This window comes from Mammaliicoccus sp. JADD-157 (assembly GCF_049310805.1).
Classification (GTDB): domain Bacteria; phylum Bacillota; class Bacilli; order Staphylococcales; family Staphylococcaceae; genus Mammaliicoccus; species Mammaliicoccus lentus.
In genome coordinates, this window is the sequence record NZ_JBMOVZ010000002.1 from 367,923 (window position 1) to 385,340 (window position 17,418).

A 17,418-nucleotide genomic window follows, 5' to 3' on the forward strand; every position below is an offset into this window, starting at 1 on the left:
AATCCAACTACATACCTTCTTATTGGATTTTCTATCTCATTAATCCAAATAAATACCCTCTTATTGGATTTTCTATCTCATTAATCTAAATACATCCCTTCTTATAAGGTCTAACCCAAAAGTTGAACCAAAAATAAAGCACTTTTGTATATCTTCACGAGAAAAGTCTAAAATGAAATATGTTTTAAGGGTTGATAATAGCAACAAATATAAAAAAATAGGAAATTTAAGAATCAGCAAAAAGAGTCTGAGACATAATTATGTCCCAGACTCGATAAGTTTTTTATAAATTAGGTTCAGGATGAACATAAGACGAATATACCCCTGATTTTTGTAATTCTTTTTCAACTAAGTCACATATATCGTGAGCTTCGTCTAAAGAAAGTTTTTTATCTACAACAATTGTAACATCTAAAAACACACTATTTCCGTGGTATCGGCCTTTAATCGATGGAACATCTATTACACCAGGTATTTTAGATATATCCTCACTATAATTGTTTAAATCTTTTTCGTGAAATCCGTCACTAAGTGTAAATATAGATTCTTTAAATATTGAAAAACCAGTAAACACAATAATCACACCTAAAATAACTGCTAAGACAATATCCACTATAGGGAATCCAATTTGTGTGAATATTAGACCTATACCAGTACCAATACTGACTAGTGCATCGGATAAGTTATCTTTAGATGCAGATTTTAAAGATGTACTCTTTGTTTTCTTTGATAAAGAATCATTAAATTTATATACGAGAAGCATGACAATACCACTGATGAAACTGACCCATATTGTTAAAGTGCTAGGTTGACCATACTCTCCAGTGAAAAGTATAGGTATATTAGATGATATAACTTGAATACCTACGAACATGATTATAAATGAAACGATTAAAGTTGTAATATTCTCAGTCTTCATATGTCCATACGGATGATTCTTATCTGCTGGCTTTATAGATATTTTTAATCCTACTAATACAGCCACTGAAACGAAAATATCCGTTAAGTTATTTAAACTATCTGCTCTTAAAGCAGAAGAATGATAACTGGTACCTACTATATATTTTATAATTGAAAGAATGATATACATAACAATACTAATATATGCACCCTTTTGAGCTAGTCTTAAGTTGTTTGCCATATTGTCCACTCCATTTTTATCATTGAAATATGATTATATAACAAAACAACAGACAAGTTAATGAATTAGCTATCGTAAAATAATATTAATTTAGTGGGTTAATTCTAGTTTAGGTCTACCTATAATTTAATATTTATTTCAGTAAAAAGGAGCTTGGTATATTATGTACCAAACTCCTTTTTTATAACTTCACAATATTAATTATAAAATGCTCAAACCACTTGCTTTAATATCTTTAGCGAAACCTTTAACTGTATCTACTGATAATTCATTTACATCTCTTCCAATGTTAGGAACCTTAGCCACTACATCTTTTGGACATGTAATAATATCAACATCAATTTCATCTGCTTGAACGACATTAAATAATTCTCTACAGCTTGCCCATAACAATTTCACGCCTTCTTTGCTATGACAAACTTTTTCTGCTTCTTTCATTAAAGGAAGTGGATCTACACCAGTATCAGCAATACGTCCTGCAAATACAGATACGTATGTTTCAACTCCCGGTTTAATCACTTCAACAATTTCTTTTACTTGTTCTATTGTATATACTGCCGTAACGTTTACTTTCACGTCATTCTCTGACAGTTTTTTAATAAGTGAAATCATAGATTCACCTTTAGTATTAACGACAGGAATTTTTACGAATACATTTTCACCGTATTGTTTTAAAATTTCTGCTTCTTTTTCCATAGTTTCTATATCATCCGCAAATACTTCAAATGAAATTGAAGCGTCTGGGATTGCTTTAACTGCTTCTTCAGCAAATGTTTTATAGTCAGTAACGCCTGCTTTTTTCATTAAACTAGGATTTGTAGTAAAACCATCTACTTCATTATTTTGGTATGCTTGCTTCATTTCTTCGATGTCTGCACCATCAGCAAATACTTGTACTTTCAGATTACTCATGCTATTCATTCCTTTCAATTTATGTAACATTATCGTACCACAATTTGCAATCGCTTACTAAATTATTTGATTTATATAACATTTGTTAAGCTTCCTTAAATGTAATTTCAATAGTTTTATGTCATAATATACATAAATATAAGTTTAATTATAAATATGATTTATATATTTAAAATATGGATTAACTAGGTGGTGAGTTACGATGATTGACAAGCATGAAATAATTAAACACTTCAAGCTATATTCAACGGGCTCCTTTCTAGGAGACGAAGCCATCATAAATAATAGAAAGAAAAGTTTAGTCGAACGCTATTACATCTTTTCTTATTATTTAGAAATTAACGATTTTAAAATTTTAATCAATACTGGTTTTTCAGAACGCGTTAAGCCTAGCACCGATTTAAAAACTTTAAAACTTTTTCATAGACAAGATTATAAAGTTTTTGAAACGTTGCCAAGCCAACTTATGAAAGACCATATTCATCCTGATCAAATTGATTATTGTATTATTACAAATTTCGCTAGTCACCACATTGGATATTTAAATGCTTTTAAAAACGCTACGATTATCACTTCTCATGAAGCTTATCATGATTTCATAACACAACAAGTTTCAAACAATAGCCTACAATTGAGTTTCCATGTTATGCCTGATGACTTTAAAGATCGTATAGAATTTATAGAAAATTTTTCGAAAGTTGATGATTCTGTTCTTGGTAAAGGATTTAAAATTTTAAATAATGATTCACTAATCAGTTATTATTTACCTGGAGCAATGCCTGGTCAATTTGGCTTAATGATGAAATTTCAAGATTTAAATATATTTATGTGTAGTGACGCTGCATGGTGTCGTTCAAATTTAGACAAAAATGAACTTCCTACAAAACGACTACTTAAACAATCATATAATGGCGAGCGTTTTATAGAAACCCATATGAAATTAATTGATTTTAAGCATAGCAGTAATAAAAAGTTATTTATTCTTCCAAGTCACTGTAAAAAGATGGATGATTTTGAAGAAGTATTAAAGTTATTAGATGCATTGAATTAACATTTATGATAACATAAGCGATTATATGGAAATTTTGGAGGCCATCATGGATAAAGCTAAACGCTATTTTTATATATCAGTTGTACTCATGATTATTAGTTTATTTTTAAGTGCACAGAATCCTCTCATAGAATCATGGTTTGGATCTCTAGTATCACTTGTATTAATCAGCAGTATTTTAAACGGCATTCTATTACTTATTGCTGTTATTACAACTGATAAGTCAATTAAATATCAAACTGAAAAACATAAAACTATTGCGAAAATCAGTAAATTTTTACCAATTTTATTATTTGTTGTTATTATTTACCACATTGTCGTTATAGTGAAATTCTTTGGTATAATTTAAGGTAGGATATTATCAATGTCTCAACCTCTGTCATGATATTGACAGTAACTGACTGGAATAAAAAATGCACTTATATCAAGCTTTTTTACTCCTAGTCACCCTTGCCGGGGCGGTACTGCGAAATCTTTTTTAAAAAATAAGATTTCTGTCCCGCCCCTTTTTATTTTGGAGGTTTTTATATGATTTATGTCGTAATATTTATAGGTGGTGCAATTGGAGGTGGATTACGCTATCTTTCAAGTTTTATTATTTCAAGTAATACCTTCCCCTTCTCGACTTTATCAGTAAATCTAATTGGTGCTCTTCTTATGGGTATTTGCTCTACTTATTTTATAAAATATTTAAAAAAACACCCTTATATACAGAAAATGATAACAACTGGTTTCTTAGGTGCACTTACTACGTATTCTAGTCTAAGTTTAGAAACAATACACTTGTTAAAAAGCGGACAATTTATATTAGCTTTTACTTATGTAACTATAAGTATTATCTTAGGATTTATATTTGTTGCTCTCGGATATAAGAAAGGGACAGAGGAAAAATGATATTAATTTTAATAATGATAAGCTCTGGTGTAGGAGCAGTACTTAGACATGTGACAAATCAAATTATCAGTAAATTTTTCACGCAAAGTTTCCCTTTTGCTACATTAATCGTTAATGTTGTTGGGAGCTTTATTATAGGGCTTTGTGCACAATATATAGCAGAAAGTTCACATATTTATTCGATATTAGCTATCGGTTTTTGTGGAGGTTACACAACTTTTTCAACACATATACTTGAAGTATATGAACGTTACTTATTAAAATCATATAAACAAATGATATTATATATAGTATTAACGGTTATATTATCATTAACTGCTTGTTATATAGGCTATATCATTTAACAAATTTCAATGTTTTTTAAAGTACTAACACCTATACTTAGGCATGCATACCCTTAAAAATTCGAAAAAATTCTCCCAATCCAAAATTTTAAAATCTAATGGCTTAGGAGAATTTATTTATATTTTACTTATTTACCTTATTTACCAGTAAATTTCTCTGGGTCAGGTCCAATTCTTTCGTCTTTATTTAAATTATTTAATCGTGACAATTGATCTTCATTTAATTCAAAATCAAAAACATTTAAATTCTCTTCAATTCTTGATGGTGTTACTGATTTTGGTATCACAACTATATCTTCATCAATATTCCATCTAATGATAACTTGAGCTGGTGTTTTACCTATTTCTTCTGCTATCTCTTTAACTGTTTCATCTTCTAAAATTTGTCCATTCATTAATGGAGACCATGATTGAGCTACAATTTTTTGCGCTTTTAAGTATGTTCTTAAGTCTTTTTGAGTTAGATATGGGTGGCATTCAATTTGATTAATCACTGGTTTAATAGATGCTTCTTGTAACAAACTTTCTAAATGTGAAACATTAAAATTACTCACACCTATGTTTTTAATTTTGCCATCGTTATATAAAGCTTCCATTGCTTTCCACGTTTCAGCAATTAATTCTTTATCGTCTCCAGGCCAATGAATCAGATATAAATCTACATAGTCTAGCCCAAGTCTTTGTATTGAAGCTTCATATGCATTTTGGACATTTTCCATACCGTAATCCGTCATCCATAGTTTAGTAGTTATAAATAAATCTTCTCTATTTAAGCCTGCTGATTCTAAACCTTCTTTAATACCTTGGCCTACTTTTTCTTCATTTTTGTAAGTTTGTGCTGTATCTATATGACGGTAACCACTTTCTATAGCATGTTTAACCGCTTCTCTACATTCATCATTGTTTTCAACTCTAAACGTTCCTAATCCTAGTGCTGGTATTGTATTACCATTGTAAAATTCTACTTGTTTCTGTGTCATGTTATTTCCTCCTGGTTTTATCTTTATAATAGTATTGAAGCTACTTTTGTTTCTAGATATGGCTCAATACCTTCTGAACCGCCTTCTCGACCAAAACCACTTTCTTTCATACCACCGAACGGGATATGTGCAGCACTTGGACCTCCATCATTCCAACCAATCACACCATAATTTAAGTTTTCATATAATTCTATGCCAGTTGCATAATTTTCTGTAAAGAAATATGCTGCTAAACCAAATGGTGTATCATTCGCTTTCTTGATTGCTTCTTCTAATGAATTATATGTTTGAATTGGTATAACTGGTCCAAATGTTTCTTCAAACATAATTTTCATATCATCAGTAACTTCAGATAGAATAGTTGGCTCTACAAAATAACCACCATCTTTATAACTATCTCCTCCAGTTACTACACGAGCACCTTTACTAGTTGCATCATCAATATGTGATTTTATTTTCTCAAATCCATCACTATTGATTACAGGACCAATGTCAGTAGATTCATTTTGTCCGTTACCTACTTTCAATTTGTTCACTTCAGATTTTAATGAAGATTCAAATTTATCTTTAATAGATTCATGTACATATATTCTGTTAGCACATACGCAAGTTTGACCAGCATTTCTAAACTTAGATGCTATTGTACCTTGTACGGCTTTTTCTATATCAGCATCTGCATGAACAATTAAAGGTGCGTGCCCTCCTAATTCTAACGTAACTTTTTTAAGAGTTGAACTAGATTGCTCCATTAATTGTTTACCTACTGGTGTAGAACCTGTGTAAGTGATTTTAGAAATTAATTCATGGCTTGTAAAGATTTTACCAACGTCTTTACCCGAACCATTAACATATTGTATAACATCTTTATCAAAACCTGCTTCATGAGCTAAATCTACAAATTTCATTGTTGTTAAAGGTGTATCTTGTGCAGGTTTACAAATAAATGTACATCCTGCTGCTAGAGCTGGCGCTGCTTTTCTTGTCATCATTGCTGCCGGGAAATTCCATGGTGTAATACTTGCTACAACACCCACCGGTGCTCTAGTTACGATTAATCTTTTATTATCTACATGCTCTGGTATTGCTCTGCCATAAGTTCTTTTAGCTTCTTCAGCAAACCATAAAATATAATCTGTAGCATACTTTACTTCACCTTTTGATTCTTTTAATGGTTTACCACTTTCTTTAGTCATAATTAACGCAATTTCTTCTTCTTGTTCTAAAATGAGCTCACGCCATTTATATAGAAGTGCACTTCTTTCGTGAGTTGTTGTTTTTTTAAATTTTTGAAAAGCATGATGAGCATTTTCAATCATTTCGTTAATCTCTTCTTCACTATTATTGTTCAAAGTTTCAATAATTTCTTCCGTAGCAGGATTTCTAACATCAAATTGTTTCTCACTCATTTTCACAACCACCTTTTCATATTATTTATAAAAAAAGAAAACGCTACTATTATTGTAGCGTTTTCTGCTTAAGGATTAAACTTTTCTAACTCGTCCATTATTCTTTCTAGATCTTCAACACTGTATTGGAATCTTCCATGGAATACAAATTTATTGAAGAAATGTTGTAATTGTTGTTCACCAACAAGCACTTTAATATTTGGATCTTGTGAGTAATTACTAATTGTGGCTTCATCCACTTCATCAGGATGGAAATAGATGATTGGTGTTGGCGTATATTTAAGTTCGAGTTGTCTTTGTAATTCTTCAGATGTTTCGTCCACTTCTTTAACTTTATCAGTATAATCATGAAATGCAGCTGATTTTTTACTAGCTTGTTTTTCAAGGAGTAAAGTTTGTTCTTTTTTAGGATTTAAATCCAATGTTTCAAACACTTGCCCAAGTATAGGGAACTCACTAAATTGCTGTTCAGTTATACCATGATATATATGGCCGTTTACCAAATTAGAGTCAATAACATAAATACCAGTTCTCGTTAAAACAATATGATCGATTTGATGTACCTTACCTAAAGGATCTTTAGGTAAAAAGATATTTGCCATTATATGCATATCTTCAGGTCTTATTCTTCGTTCATTAACAAGTTGATCACGGAGATCTAATAAATGTCTATCAGTTATATATTCTCCTTCATTTTTCGAAAATATTTTTAATGAGTCAATTTCTCTTTCTTTTTGAGAAATTTCAACTTGATGCTCTTCTTTTTGTTTAGATAGAACCTTTTTGTTTTCTACTCGTTCATGGTCCAATTTTTCTTTATGTTCAGATTTAAGTGACTCATTTTGCTTCTTATGTTGTTCCTGAACTTTAGCCAAAGAATTCTTTCTTTGTTTTAATGAAACAAAGAACAATATGATAAATATTATCGCAATAACGACAGCTGCGATTAATCCATAATGAATCGGTTCTAATTGACTCATATTTGCTGATCGCTCCCTTTCTTATGTATTACATCTATTATAGTAAATATTATAAATAAATTCAGTATATATCTTCAATATTCTTCTCTAATTTAAGCATTATTTTTTGATTTTTTAAATACATCGTACATTTCTATAGTTAATACACACTTTATAAGTAAATTAAAATTCTCAGATATCTAAGAATATATATAAAAAGAATCTCACCACTAGATCATATAACTAATGATGAGACTCTTTTTTGATACTGATTTTACTTTTAGGTTTATTTATTTACTAAATCTTTTAATAATTCTACTTTATCTAATTGTTCCCATGGTAATTCTACATCAGTTCTACCAAAATGACCGTATGCTGCAGTCTTTTTATATATTGGTTGTCTTAAGTTTAGCATTTGAATAATACCCGCTGGTCTTAAATCAAATAATTCTCTTATTTTTTCTACTAGTACATTTTCTTCAACTTTACCAGTACCAGCAGTGTCAACTGCAATTGAAACAGGTTGTGCTACTCCAATTGCGTATGCAAGTTGAACTTCACATTTATCAGCTAAGCCGCTAGCTACGATATTTTTAGCTACATAACGAGCCGCATAAGCACCAGATCTATCAACTTTAGTTGGATCTTTACCACTGAAGCAACCTCCACCGTGTCTAGCATAACCACCATATGTATCAACGATGATTTTTCTACCTGTTAAACCTGCGTCTCCTTGTGGCCCACCAATAACAAATCTTCCAGTAGGATTAATAAAGAATTTTGTTTGATCATCTAATAATTCCTTAGGAACGATTGGATATATAACATGATCTTTAATATCTTGTTGAATTTTTTCTAATTCTATTTTTTCATGATGTTGTGAAGAAACAACAATAGTATCTACTCTTAATGGTTTATCATTTTCGTCGTATTCTATTGTTACTTGTGTCTTTCCATCTGGACGTAAATATTCTAAAGTGCCATCTTTACGTACATCAGTTAGCCTTTTTGACAATTGATGAGCTAAATATACTGGTAACGGCATATATGTTTCAGTTTCATTTGTAGCATAACCAAACATTAAGCCTTGGTCTCCAGCACCGATAGACTCAATTTCACTATCGGTTAAATCGTCTCTATCTTCTAAAGCACAATCAACACCTTGAGCAATATCAGGTGATTGTTCATCGATAGCTGTTAATATTGCCATTGTTTGGAAATCATAACCATACTTCGCTCTAGTATACCCTATATCTTTTACAGTCTCTCTTACTACTTTCGGAATATCTACGTATGTTGAAGTTGATATTTCTCCTGAAATTAAAGCCATACCTGTAGTTACAGTTGTTTCACAAGCGACTCTCGCTTTTGGATCACCTTTTAGTAATTCATCTAAAATTGCATCAGATATTTGGTCGGCAATTTTATCAGGATGTCCTTCTGTTACTGATTCGGATGTGAAGAGTCTTCTGTTTTTTGACATAAAAAATCTCCTTTAGATTATGTTGTACGGTCTCTTCCTCAGTGCAAATAAAAAGTGCCTTCTCTCTATAAAACAATAGAGAGAAGGCACACTCGTGTCCATTCGCTCTTATCGTTCAGACAATATTGGTCTGCAAACGGTTTGGCACCTTCCTTTCATTTAGAAAGAGGTTGCTGGGTTTCATTGGGTCCATGTCCCTCCACCACTCAGGATAAGAGAATCCGTCAGAAATGATAATACTAAAGTTTTAGAATTATGTCAATGAAACACGAAATAAATATTTTGTCATAAACTTTTAACAATAAATTCGTTTATTAGTATAGACTATTTATCTAAATGTGTTATACTAATTCCATGAAAATGCTTACAAAATAATTTCTAGACATGGGGGTCGTCATTTATGGCAATACAGTCAATTACAGAATCAATCGAATTAACTAATCTTCTTAGCAAAGAAACAACTTTAAAACAACTTTCTAGATCTGAATTGTACAAACACATTTTAGAATCAGGTGAAGGTGTGTTAACTGAATCCGGAGCTATTAGAATGGAAACTGGTAAATACACAGGTCGCTCACCTAAAGACAAATTTATTGTTAAAGAAGAGGACACGGAACAAGATATAGACTGGGGTTCTATAAACCAACCTATTTCTGAACACATTTTTTTAAATTTATATGATCAAGTTATTGACTATTTAAACCAAAAATCACAACTTTATGTCTTCAACGGATATGCGGGTGCCGATGAATCTACTCGTTTAGATTTACGTGTTATAAACGAACTACCTTGGCATAATTTATTTGCACAAAATATGTTTATCCGCCCTGAAACAAAAGAAGAGGCTTTAAATATCAATCCTAATTTCACAATAATAAGTGCCCCTGGTTTCAAAGCAGACCCTGAAAAAGATGGAACAAACTCTGAAACATTTATTATTACTTCTTTTAAACATCGTGTAATTTTAATTGGCGGAACAGAATATGCTGGAGAAATGAAAAAAGGTATTTTTTCAGTTATGAATTACCTTCTTCCTAAAAAAGGTATCATGAGCATGCACTGTTCTGCAAATGTTGGATACAATAATGACGTTGCTTTATTCTTTGGTCTATCTGGAACAGGAAAAACAACTTTATCAGCTGACCCAAACAGAAAATTAATTGGTGATGATGAACATGGTTGGAACGAAAATGGCGTATTTAATATTGAAGGTGGCTGTTATGCTAAAACTGTAAGTTTAAGCCAAGAAAAAGAACCTCAAATATATGATGCTATTCGTTACGGTACAGTCTTAGAGAATGTTGGTGTGCAAAAAGATGGTAGGGTTGATTATGACGACACAACATTAACTGAAAACACACGAGCTGCATATCCAATTGACTTCATTGATAATATCGTACAACCGTCAATTGCAGGTCATCCAAATACTATTATTTTCTTAACAGCTGACGCATTTGGTGTGTTACCACCTATTTCAAAACTTGATAAATCTCAAGCTATGTATCATTTCTTAAGTGGTTTCACTTCTAAATTAGCTGGTACAGAAAGAGGCGTAACGAGCCCTCAACCAGTGTTCTCAACATGCTTCGGTTCACCGTTCTTACCATTACATGCAACAGAATATGCTGAGTTACTCGGTAAATTAATTGATGAACATGGCGTAGACGTTTACTTAGTAAATACAGGATGGACTGGCGGAGAATATGGTGTTGGTTCTAGAATGGAATTAACATATACTCGTTCTATGATAAGACGTGCAATAAGCGGAGAAATTAAAAACTCCGAATTTATTCAAGATGAAATATTCGGTTTGAATATTCCTAAACATGTAGCTGGCGTACCTTCAGAAATTTTATATCCCCGTAATACTTGGGTATCTCAAGAAGCGTATGATGAAAAAGCTAAACAACTTGCAAAGGACTTTAAAGAGAATTTCTCTAAATTCGGTGAAGCCTCTGAACACATTCAAGAAGAAGGCGGATTTAATTATAATCGAATTTAATCTTATATTAGAACAAAAAACTGAGCCCATTTATTTATGGCTCAGTTTTTTTGTTCGCATAAATTCATCCAATTTTGTAGTTCGATTAAAGTTTCTTTTTCTGTTTGAGGTCTAAAAACGTGACCTTCCCCTTGTTTATAAATCGTTTTGTGAAAGACGGTTTCTTTTATTAAATGTTGTTCTAAGTGGTAAGCCATGTCTATTCCTACTTGAGCATCCTCATCTCCATGAATAATTAATATAGGAGGGCTGTCTTCACGAATCATTTTAAGCGCATCACGCCTTTCATAAGCTTCCGGTTGCTTCTTAGGGTGACCTACCATACGACGCAGCATTCCTCTCAAATCAACACGTTCTTTATACATCATAAGCATATCTGTTACCCCGCCCCATATAATATAACTAGATGCTTTTACTTTTTGATACGTAAGCAGACCTTGTATTCCACCTCTTGAAAAACCTATCATATGAATAGGTGCTTCTGGATATTTTGATTTTAAAATATTAATGCCGGTAATAACATCATTTAAATCATCACCACAAAACTCATCTCTTCCTTCGCTACCGTTACTTCCTCGATAATATGGTGCAAAAACAAGTGCATTTGGATTTTTAAATTGAGCCATTCTACCTGGTCGAACTCTACCTACTTGACCCTTACCGCCTCTTAAATAAACAACAATGCGTTTCACTTTGGCATAGGGAGTCATGAGCAAGCCTTTCACTTTTAAGTCATCTACTGAATAAGTAACTTCTTCAGTGTAATGATTGTTAAAAAATATAGGCATTCTTTTTCTATTTAAGAAATCCAAGTTCATACACCCTTTCTAAACATGTTAATATTGCTTTATCTTTAAGTAAAAAACTTTTATCTTCTTCGTTGACTTCATTTATATTATCTACAATTATAGGACCATACGTCTCTAAATAATCATTTTTTTCGAATATTTCTTCAACATTAACAATATATACATCTTTATCAAATGGAATTTTATCATGGACGATATATGAGGCAATAAACATAGCACACTTAGCTTTAGCGCCCGTTTCTTCGTATAATTCTCGAATAACTGCTTCTTTATTCGTTTCATTTTTTTCAACTTTTCCACCAGGTAACTCTATACCTCTTATTTTATGGTGTGTTAGAACAATTTGATTGTTATATATAGGTATCGCTAATACATGCTTTGCATGTTGGGCTTCTATTTGTTCTTTAAATTGTAGATCAACAAACAATCCATTTGGATCTTTATAACGCATGATACACGACCTCTTTCATTGATTATGATAAACTGTATATATATTTTATTAGAAAGGTAGAAACTATTGAAAAAGTTAATTTTTACAACCCTTGTCATGACAATTACTCTTATTCTAGCAAGTTGTAGTCAACAAGGTCAAAATAATTATAAAGATAGCTCAGATGCTATTGAATCTTTTCAGAAAAATATTAAGAAAATTGATACACATTCAATTCATTCTAAAAATGTAACGACGGTTGATTATCAAGGTAAAAAGATAAAATTGAATCAAGAATCGCACGGTCGTACTAATCACCACGATAAGCTAGCTTTTAATATCGAACAAGAAAGTAATAGTAAAGCATTTAAAACGATGAACAAAAGTATATATGTTGACTCAAACAAACTCAAATCTTCACCTAAATCTAATTACTTAAATTATCACACACAAAATGCAGAAGTTGATTATTATCAAAAACTTGGTCAAGATTGGTTTGATTTAACAACATTTAACCAAAGTTTACTAAAACCTATTGAAGATGATATCAGTTTAGAAGATAGAACATTGTCTTACGAAGGTACAGGTAAAGTTATGAAATACTTATATGATTTTGGTTATAGCCAATCACCTTTAATTGACCAAAATTCATTAAGTAATATAAGTGATTTAAAAATTAAAAAAGGTAACTTTAAATTATCATTCCAAAAGAATAAAAGCTTGCCTAAACAGCTTACATTTGACATAGAAGCTACTGGAAAAATTAAAAATGAGAATATTAAAATCCACATGAAACAAACGACAGATTTCTATAAATTTAACAGCACAGATGTGAAGCCATATAAAAATTTAACAAACAATCAATATAAATAGGAGCTTAGCAATGAAAAAATTATTTATTAAGCTAATTCGATTATATCAAAGATATATTTCTCCTCTTACGCCTCCAACATGTCGCTTTCATCCGACATGTTCTAATTACGCAATAGAAGCTATTTCCGAATACGGCGTTCTCAAAGGAACTTGGCTGGCTATTAAAAGAATACTAAAGTGCCATCCATTTCACCCAGGCGGTTTTGATCCAGTACCACCTAAAAAAGACCATGAACATTAATATTTATATATTATAACTCCAGTCAGCTACTGTAAAATACTAATTAAGTCTGAGACCTCTCTATATCTCAGACTTAATTTTTTTTAATTTATTATATTTAACAAATGGCGGTGAGTATAACAAGCTTTGATTTGTTAACTTTGAAGATGTATAGACAAAGTCATCTTCAAAATAATAATCACTTGGTGTTATATCACTTGGTAAATCACTATATTGTGCCAAATATGCTGTAAAATAACTACTTAATCCAAACTCATACATACCGCCTATAACAACTTTCAATTGGTTATCTTTACAATAATGTATAATTTCTAAAGCTTTGTCTATTCCACCTACTCTTGATGGTTTAATAACAACACCATCAATTACGTTTGATTCTCTAAAATTTTGTATCGTTTCTAAACTTGTAGCAGACTCATCAATAAAAACAGGTATTTCTAATTTATTAGTTACTTCTTTGTATTGTTCAAGTTCTTTAAATGGTTGTTCTATATAAATAAAATTTTCATCATAAAAACTATTTAGCACTTTTATAATATCTGTATTTAAAATACCATTCGCATCGATTGCCCTTTTAACTTCAGGATAATTCATCTTTAAATATTTCATATCCTCTTTTATATTATCATTCCATTTTACTTTGATGCGCGATGGCAATCGACCGTTGTAGCTTTTAAAATATTCTTGAAGGTTCCCACTAATTGTTGCACCATAATCTACTTCTATCTCTTGTAACTCATGAAATTTTTGAAAGAATATCATAGACATGACGCTTCTTGCATTGGGATAGTCGTTTAAAGACTCTAATGATAAACTAGCTTTATCATAACTATCAAGTTGGTTGTATTTATTATTTTCATACCATATGGTTAAAATATTTTGAACAGATTGTATCGTCTCGTAATGGTACCAATAAGTAGAAAAAGCATTACATTCACCGTAAAAAGTATTTCCTTCATAATCTTTCCATTCAACTACTAATACTTCCCTACTATCAAGTTCAATTAAAGGCGTTTTAATGGGAATCTTAAATTCAGCAGTAAACGTATAAAAGTTCATTTCATTTCCTAACATAATCTACCCACGCCTTTACTTTATGTCTAGATAACTTGCCCGTCGAAGTTCTTGGAATTTCTTTAATTTTATAAAAATGTTTAGGATGTTTATACTTGGCTAAATGATTATTTAACAAGTTGATCAATTCCACATCTTTAATTTGTTTAGATGATTCATATACAAGTGCAGGAACTTGCCCCCATTTTTCATCTTCTACCGGAACGGCTACACAATTAATGATGTCTATATGGTTTAACACAACATGTTCAATTTCAAATGGATATATATTTTCGCCACCACTTATGATTAAATCTTTTCTCCGATCATAAATAAAAATAAATCCTTCGTCATTAATAGAACCAATATCCCCCGTTTTAAAATATCCATTTATAAAATCTTCTTCAGGATTATTAGATGTTAAATAACCATTCATTACATTTTCACCCAATACAGCTACTTCCCCGTGGCCTTGCTCATTACTATTTATAATTTTCAACTTAACATTTGAAGGTACTTTTCCTACAGTTTCTGGTTCCTCTTTCAACATATCAGGACTTGCTGTAACGAATTGAGAACACGTTTCTGTCATACCAAATGAGTTATATATAGGTAACGATCTACTTAAAGACTCTTTAATAAGTGAAGGAGATAATTTTGCCCCTCCTAATAATATTTTTTCTAAATTATATGGTTGATCTAGATTTGATTCCATTAACCATTGCAAAGTTTGAGGTACGAGTGATATATGAGTTATATTATTGTTTTTTATAAGATCCATTACACGATTTATCTCAAATTTCGGCTCAATGATAACTTTAAAACCAAAGATTAAACTTCTAATCAATACACTTAGCCCCGATATATGATAAATAGGTAACACTGAAAGCCACCGAGTTGATTCATCAAAACCTAAGCTTTCTTTACAACCAAGTGCACTATAATAATGATTGTTAAATGTTTGAGGAACAGCTTTAGCAGGTCCTGTTGTGCCAGAAGTGAACATAATTGTAGCAATTTTATTTATATTAAATGGCTTAATTTCATATACTTCGTTTCGTCCTTCAATATCATTTATATTAATTACTTTTTGATTTATTTTTAAGTCTTGATAACTTAATACTGTATGAACATCTATGCAGTTTAATTGGTTTTCAATTTCTTTAGTAGTTAATTTCGTATTAATCATTACAAGCTCAACATTTTCCAACCATGCACCTATAATAAGTGCAGCATGATGGATATCATTTTTAATATATAAAGCTACTCTTTCAAGATTTAACTCATTCAAAAATTGCGCATATTTTTTCGCATCTTTTAATAATTCTTTATAAGTTAAAATGTTTTCTCCTTGCTGAACCGCTATTTTATGAGGTGTTTTAATTACACGTTCCTCAATCCAATGTCTCATTTGTTATTTGACCTCCTTACATCAATATATATTATACCTATAAATTAGTGGTAACACATAAAAAAAGCTTAAATATGTATGGATAAAAACATGAATGTTGCAAGAGAAGCCCCACGTGCAACATAGTACCCCTGTCAGCTACTGCCAATACAAAAAGAGAGTCTGGGACAATTATTTATGTCCTAGACTCCCAATAAAAAATTATGCAGTTTTTAAAGCTCTTTTTTTAGATAATGCTTGCTCTAATATTAAGAATATTAAACCAATAATTGTTAGGAACGGCGCAACTAATGCTAAATTTTCTGTTCCTAATTGGCTCACAACTACACCACCAATAGCTGCACCTAATGCATTCCCGATATTAAACGCTGATTGGTTTAACGTACTTGCTAGCATTGGAGCATCTTGAGAGACAATTGTACTCTTAAATTGTAATGACGGACTCATACTAAATCCAATCAAACCAAATACAAATATTCCTACTACCATTAGCACGCTATAGTTTTGAATGTAATACATTAATAATATATAGATAGGAAATATAACGAATATAATTTGTAAGGCTTTGTTTAAGTTCCAATCTGCCAGTCTTCCACCAATAATATTACCTAATGTAACTCCTACACCAAAGATAATTAAAACAAATGATATCCAACGTTCTTCAATATTAGAAACGTTAATCAATATTTGTGAAATGTAAGTGAAGTAAGCAAATACACTACTAAATCCAAATAGTGTCACACCTAAAGTTAGCCATAATTTTAAATCTTTTAAGACATTCAATTCATTCTTAATCGAAATTGGTTGCGTTTCTTCTTGATTTGGAACATATTTGATAATCCCTATAAGTGTAAATAATCCTAAAACACTTATAACAACAAATGTCATTTTCCAGCCTAATAATTGACCAATAAATGTCCCGAATGGTACACCGATAATATTACTTAATGTTAATCCCATAAACATTAAAGCCATAGCACTTGCTCTTTTATGAGGTGCTACCATATTTGCTGCGAATAATGATCCTATCCCAAAGAATGACCCATGAGCTAAAGCAGCTATAACCCTACTAATCATAAGTGAACTATAGTTAGGGGCAAAACTACCAATACCATTACCTATTATAAATATAGCCATTAATAAAATAAGCAAGTTCTTTCTAGGTAATTTATAAGTTGCTAGTACAATAATTGGTCCACCAATTGCTACACTCAAAGCATACCCTGTAATAAGTTGACCCGCATCAGATACAGAAACATTTAAGTCTCTCGCAATGTTTGGTAAAAGTCCCATAATTACAAACTCTGTCATACCAATTGCAAAAGCTCCTAAACTTAATATCCAAATCGCTAAAGGATATTTTTTCATTTATAGTCACTCCTTAATCATATTATTTTAATCAGATTTATCTATGATAGTACTTTTACAA

At 31.1% G+C, this 17,418-nt stretch carries 18 protein-coding genes and 1 riboswitch; of the genes, 7 read left to right on the forward strand and 11 right to left on the reverse strand.

Annotated features, from left to right (window positions below):
- Positions 1–283: 283 nt before the first annotated feature.
- Both ACO6VN_RS08320 and ACO6VN_RS08325 read right to left on the reverse strand, forming a co-directional pair.
- Positions 284–1,141, reverse strand: a complete 858-nt coding sequence (locus tag ACO6VN_RS08320; RefSeq protein WP_017001143.1) for a cation diffusion facilitator family transporter — start codon at positions 1,139–1,141, stop codon at positions 284–286.
- 201 nt (positions 1,142–1,342) lie between these two features.
- Positions 1,343–2,053, reverse strand: a complete 711-nt coding sequence (locus tag ACO6VN_RS08325; RefSeq protein WP_194201393.1) for a transaldolase — start codon at positions 2,051–2,053, stop codon at positions 1,343–1,345.
- A gap of 202 nt (positions 2,054–2,255) precedes the next feature.
- Here ACO6VN_RS08325 and ACO6VN_RS08330 point away from each other — a divergent pair, with 202 nt between their 5' ends.
- The 4 genes from ACO6VN_RS08330 (at position 2,256) to crcB (ACO6VN_RS08345) (ending at position 4,342) form a co-directional block, all read left to right on the forward strand.
- Positions 2,256–3,104, forward strand: a complete 849-nt coding sequence (locus ACO6VN_RS08330) for a hypothetical protein (RefSeq protein WP_422404461.1) — start codon at positions 2,256–2,258, stop codon at positions 3,102–3,104.
- A 46-nt stretch (positions 3,105–3,150) separates the two neighbouring features.
- Positions 3,151–3,453, forward strand: a complete 303-nt coding sequence (locus ACO6VN_RS08335) for a hypothetical protein (protein WP_017001140.1) — start codon at positions 3,151–3,153, stop codon at positions 3,451–3,453.
- A 179-nt stretch (positions 3,454–3,632) separates the two neighbouring features.
- Positions 3,633–3,998 (forward strand): fluoride efflux transporter CrcB, encoded by a 366-nt coding sequence (gene crcB, locus ACO6VN_RS08340; RefSeq protein ID WP_422404462.1) that lies wholly within the window; start codon positions 3,633–3,635, stop codon positions 3,996–3,998.
- Positions 3,995–4,342 carry a fluoride efflux transporter CrcB gene (gene crcB / locus ACO6VN_RS08345; protein WP_422404463.1) on the forward strand — a complete coding sequence of 116 codons (348 nt, stop codon included), beginning with the start codon at positions 3,995–3,997 and terminating at the stop codon, positions 4,340–4,342. The genes crcB (ACO6VN_RS08340) and crcB (ACO6VN_RS08345) overlap by 4 nt, the downstream gene beginning before the upstream one ends.
- A 137-nt stretch (positions 4,343–4,479) precedes the next feature.
- On the opposite strand, the gene ACO6VN_RS08350 is transcribed toward crcB (ACO6VN_RS08345), so the two are convergent.
- From ACO6VN_RS08350 to metK, 4 genes are all read right to left on the reverse strand, one after another.
- Positions 4,480–5,322 carry an aldo/keto reductase gene (locus ACO6VN_RS08350; RefSeq protein ID WP_422404464.1) on the reverse strand — a complete coding sequence of 281 codons (843 nt, stop codon included), beginning with the start codon at positions 5,320–5,322 and terminating at the stop codon, positions 4,480–4,482.
- Positions 5,323–5,345: 23 nt separating this feature from the next.
- Positions 5,346–6,728, reverse strand: coding sequence for an NAD-dependent succinate-semialdehyde dehydrogenase (locus ACO6VN_RS08355; RefSeq protein WP_422404465.1), 1,383 nt, complete (start codon positions 6,726–6,728; stop codon positions 5,346–5,348).
- Between the two features lie 68 nt (positions 6,729–6,796).
- Positions 6,797–7,708, reverse strand: a complete 912-nt coding sequence (locus ACO6VN_RS08360) for a nuclease-related domain-containing protein (protein ID WP_422404466.1) — start codon at positions 7,706–7,708, stop codon at positions 6,797–6,799.
- Between the two features lie 265 nt (positions 7,709–7,973).
- A complete protein-coding gene (metK, locus tag ACO6VN_RS08365; RefSeq protein ID WP_064205308.1) occupies positions 7,974–9,170 on the reverse strand; it encodes a methionine adenosyltransferase in 1,197 nt (398 codons plus the stop codon).
- Between the two features lie 105 nt (positions 9,171–9,275).
- Positions 9,276–9,388, reverse strand: a riboswitch (SAM riboswitch).
- A gap of 182 nt (positions 9,389–9,570) precedes the next feature.
- On the opposite strand from metK, the gene pckA reads away from it, so the two are divergent.
- Entirely contained in the window at positions 9,571–11,172 is a 1,602-nt protein-coding gene (gene pckA, locus ACO6VN_RS08370) for a phosphoenolpyruvate carboxykinase (ATP) (protein ID WP_422404467.1), read from the forward strand.
- A 41-nt stretch (positions 11,173–11,213) separates the two neighbouring features.
- Here pckA and ACO6VN_RS08375 read toward each other — a convergent pair whose 3' ends face one another.
- Positions 11,214–11,984: an alpha/beta hydrolase family protein gene (locus tag ACO6VN_RS08375; RefSeq protein WP_422404468.1), complete on the reverse strand. Its 771-nt coding sequence runs from the start codon at positions 11,982–11,984 to the stop codon at positions 11,214–11,216.
- Positions 11,968–12,432, reverse strand: coding sequence for an RNA deprotection pyrophosphohydrolase (ytkD, locus tag ACO6VN_RS08380; protein WP_017001130.1), 465 nt, complete (start codon positions 12,430–12,432; stop codon positions 11,968–11,970). Before ytkD ends, ACO6VN_RS08375 begins: the two co-directional genes overlap by 17 nt.
- Positions 12,433–12,498: 66 nt before the next feature.
- On the opposite strand from ytkD, the gene ACO6VN_RS08385 reads away from it, so the two are divergent.
- Entirely contained in the window at positions 12,499–13,284 is a 786-nt protein-coding gene (locus ACO6VN_RS08385) for a hypothetical protein (RefSeq protein ID WP_422404469.1), read from the forward strand.
- A gap of 10 nt (positions 13,285–13,294) precedes the next feature.
- Positions 13,295–13,525 carry a membrane protein insertion efficiency factor YidD gene (gene yidD, locus ACO6VN_RS08390; protein ID WP_422404470.1) on the forward strand — a complete coding sequence of 77 codons (231 nt, stop codon included), beginning with the start codon at positions 13,295–13,297 and terminating at the stop codon, positions 13,523–13,525.
- Between the two features lie 60 nt (positions 13,526–13,585).
- On the opposite strand, the gene menC is transcribed toward yidD, so the two are convergent.
- The 3 genes from menC to ACO6VN_RS08405 form a co-directional block, all read right to left on the reverse strand.
- Positions 13,586–14,599 carry an o-succinylbenzoate synthase gene (gene menC, locus ACO6VN_RS08395; protein ID WP_422404471.1) on the reverse strand — a complete coding sequence of 338 codons (1,014 nt, stop codon included), beginning with the start codon at positions 14,597–14,599 and terminating at the stop codon, positions 13,586–13,588.
- Positions 14,586–15,989, reverse strand: a complete 1,404-nt coding sequence (gene menE / locus ACO6VN_RS08400) for an o-succinylbenzoate--CoA ligase (protein ID WP_422404472.1) — start codon at positions 15,987–15,989, stop codon at positions 14,586–14,588. Before menE ends, menC begins: the two co-directional genes overlap by 14 nt.
- Before the next feature lie 201 nt (positions 15,990–16,190).
- Positions 16,191–17,357 (reverse strand): MFS transporter, encoded by a 1,167-nt coding sequence (locus ACO6VN_RS08405; protein ID WP_422404473.1) that lies wholly within the window; start codon positions 17,355–17,357, stop codon positions 16,191–16,193.
- Between the last annotated feature and the right edge of the window lie 61 nt (positions 17,358–17,418).

Excerpts from the sequence above, each read along its gene's own strand:
- ACO6VN_RS08405 (WP_422404473.1), bottom strand. The coding sequence starts at position 17,357 with ATGAAAAAATATCCTTTAGCGATTTGGATATTAAGTTTAGGAGCTTTT.
- crcB (WP_422404463.1), top strand. The coding sequence starts at position 3,995 with ATGATATTAATTTTAATAATGATAAGCTCTGGTGTAGGAGCAGTACTT.
- pckA (WP_422404467.1), top strand. The coding sequence starts at position 9,571 with ATGGCAATACAGTCAATTACAGAATCAATCGAATTAACTAATCTTCTT.
- ACO6VN_RS08350 (WP_422404464.1), bottom strand. The coding sequence starts at position 5,322 with ATGACACAGAAACAAGTAGAATTTTACAATGGTAATACAATACCAGCA.
- ytkD (WP_017001130.1), bottom strand. The coding sequence starts at position 12,432 with ATGCGTTATAAAGATCCAAATGGATTGTTTGTTGATCTACAATTTAAA.
- ACO6VN_RS08355 (WP_422404465.1), bottom strand. The coding sequence starts at position 6,728 with ATGAGTGAGAAACAATTTGATGTTAGAAATCCTGCTACGGAAGAAATT.
- crcB (WP_422404462.1), top strand. The coding sequence starts at position 3,633 with ATGATTTATGTCGTAATATTTATAGGTGGTGCAATTGGAGGTGGATTA.
- ACO6VN_RS08320 (WP_017001143.1), bottom strand. The coding sequence starts at position 1,141 with ATGGCAAACAACTTAAGACTAGCTCAAAAGGGTGCATATATTAGTATT.
- ACO6VN_RS08360 (WP_422404466.1), bottom strand. The coding sequence starts at position 7,708 with ATGAGTCAATTAGAACCGATTCATTATGGATTAATCGCAGCTGTCGTT.
- menC (WP_422404471.1), bottom strand. The coding sequence starts at position 14,599 with ATGTTAGGAAATGAAATGAACTTTTATACGTTTACTGCTGAATTTAAG.
- ACO6VN_RS08325 (WP_194201393.1), bottom strand. The coding sequence starts at position 2,053 with ATGAGTAATCTGAAAGTACAAGTATTTGCTGATGGTGCAGACATCGAA.
- yidD (WP_422404470.1), top strand. The coding sequence starts at position 13,295 with ATGAAAAAATTATTTATTAAGCTAATTCGATTATATCAAAGATATATT.
- menE (WP_422404472.1), bottom strand. The coding sequence starts at position 15,989 with ATGAGACATTGGATTGAGGAACGTGTAATTAAAACACCTCATAAAATA.
- ACO6VN_RS08335 (WP_017001140.1), top strand. The coding sequence starts at position 3,151 with ATGGATAAAGCTAAACGCTATTTTTATATATCAGTTGTACTCATGATT.
- ACO6VN_RS08330 (WP_422404461.1), top strand. The coding sequence starts at position 2,256 with ATGATTGACAAGCATGAAATAATTAAACACTTCAAGCTATATTCAACG.
- metK (WP_064205308.1), bottom strand. The coding sequence starts at position 9,170 with ATGTCAAAAAACAGAAGACTCTTCACATCCGAATCAGTAACAGAAGGA.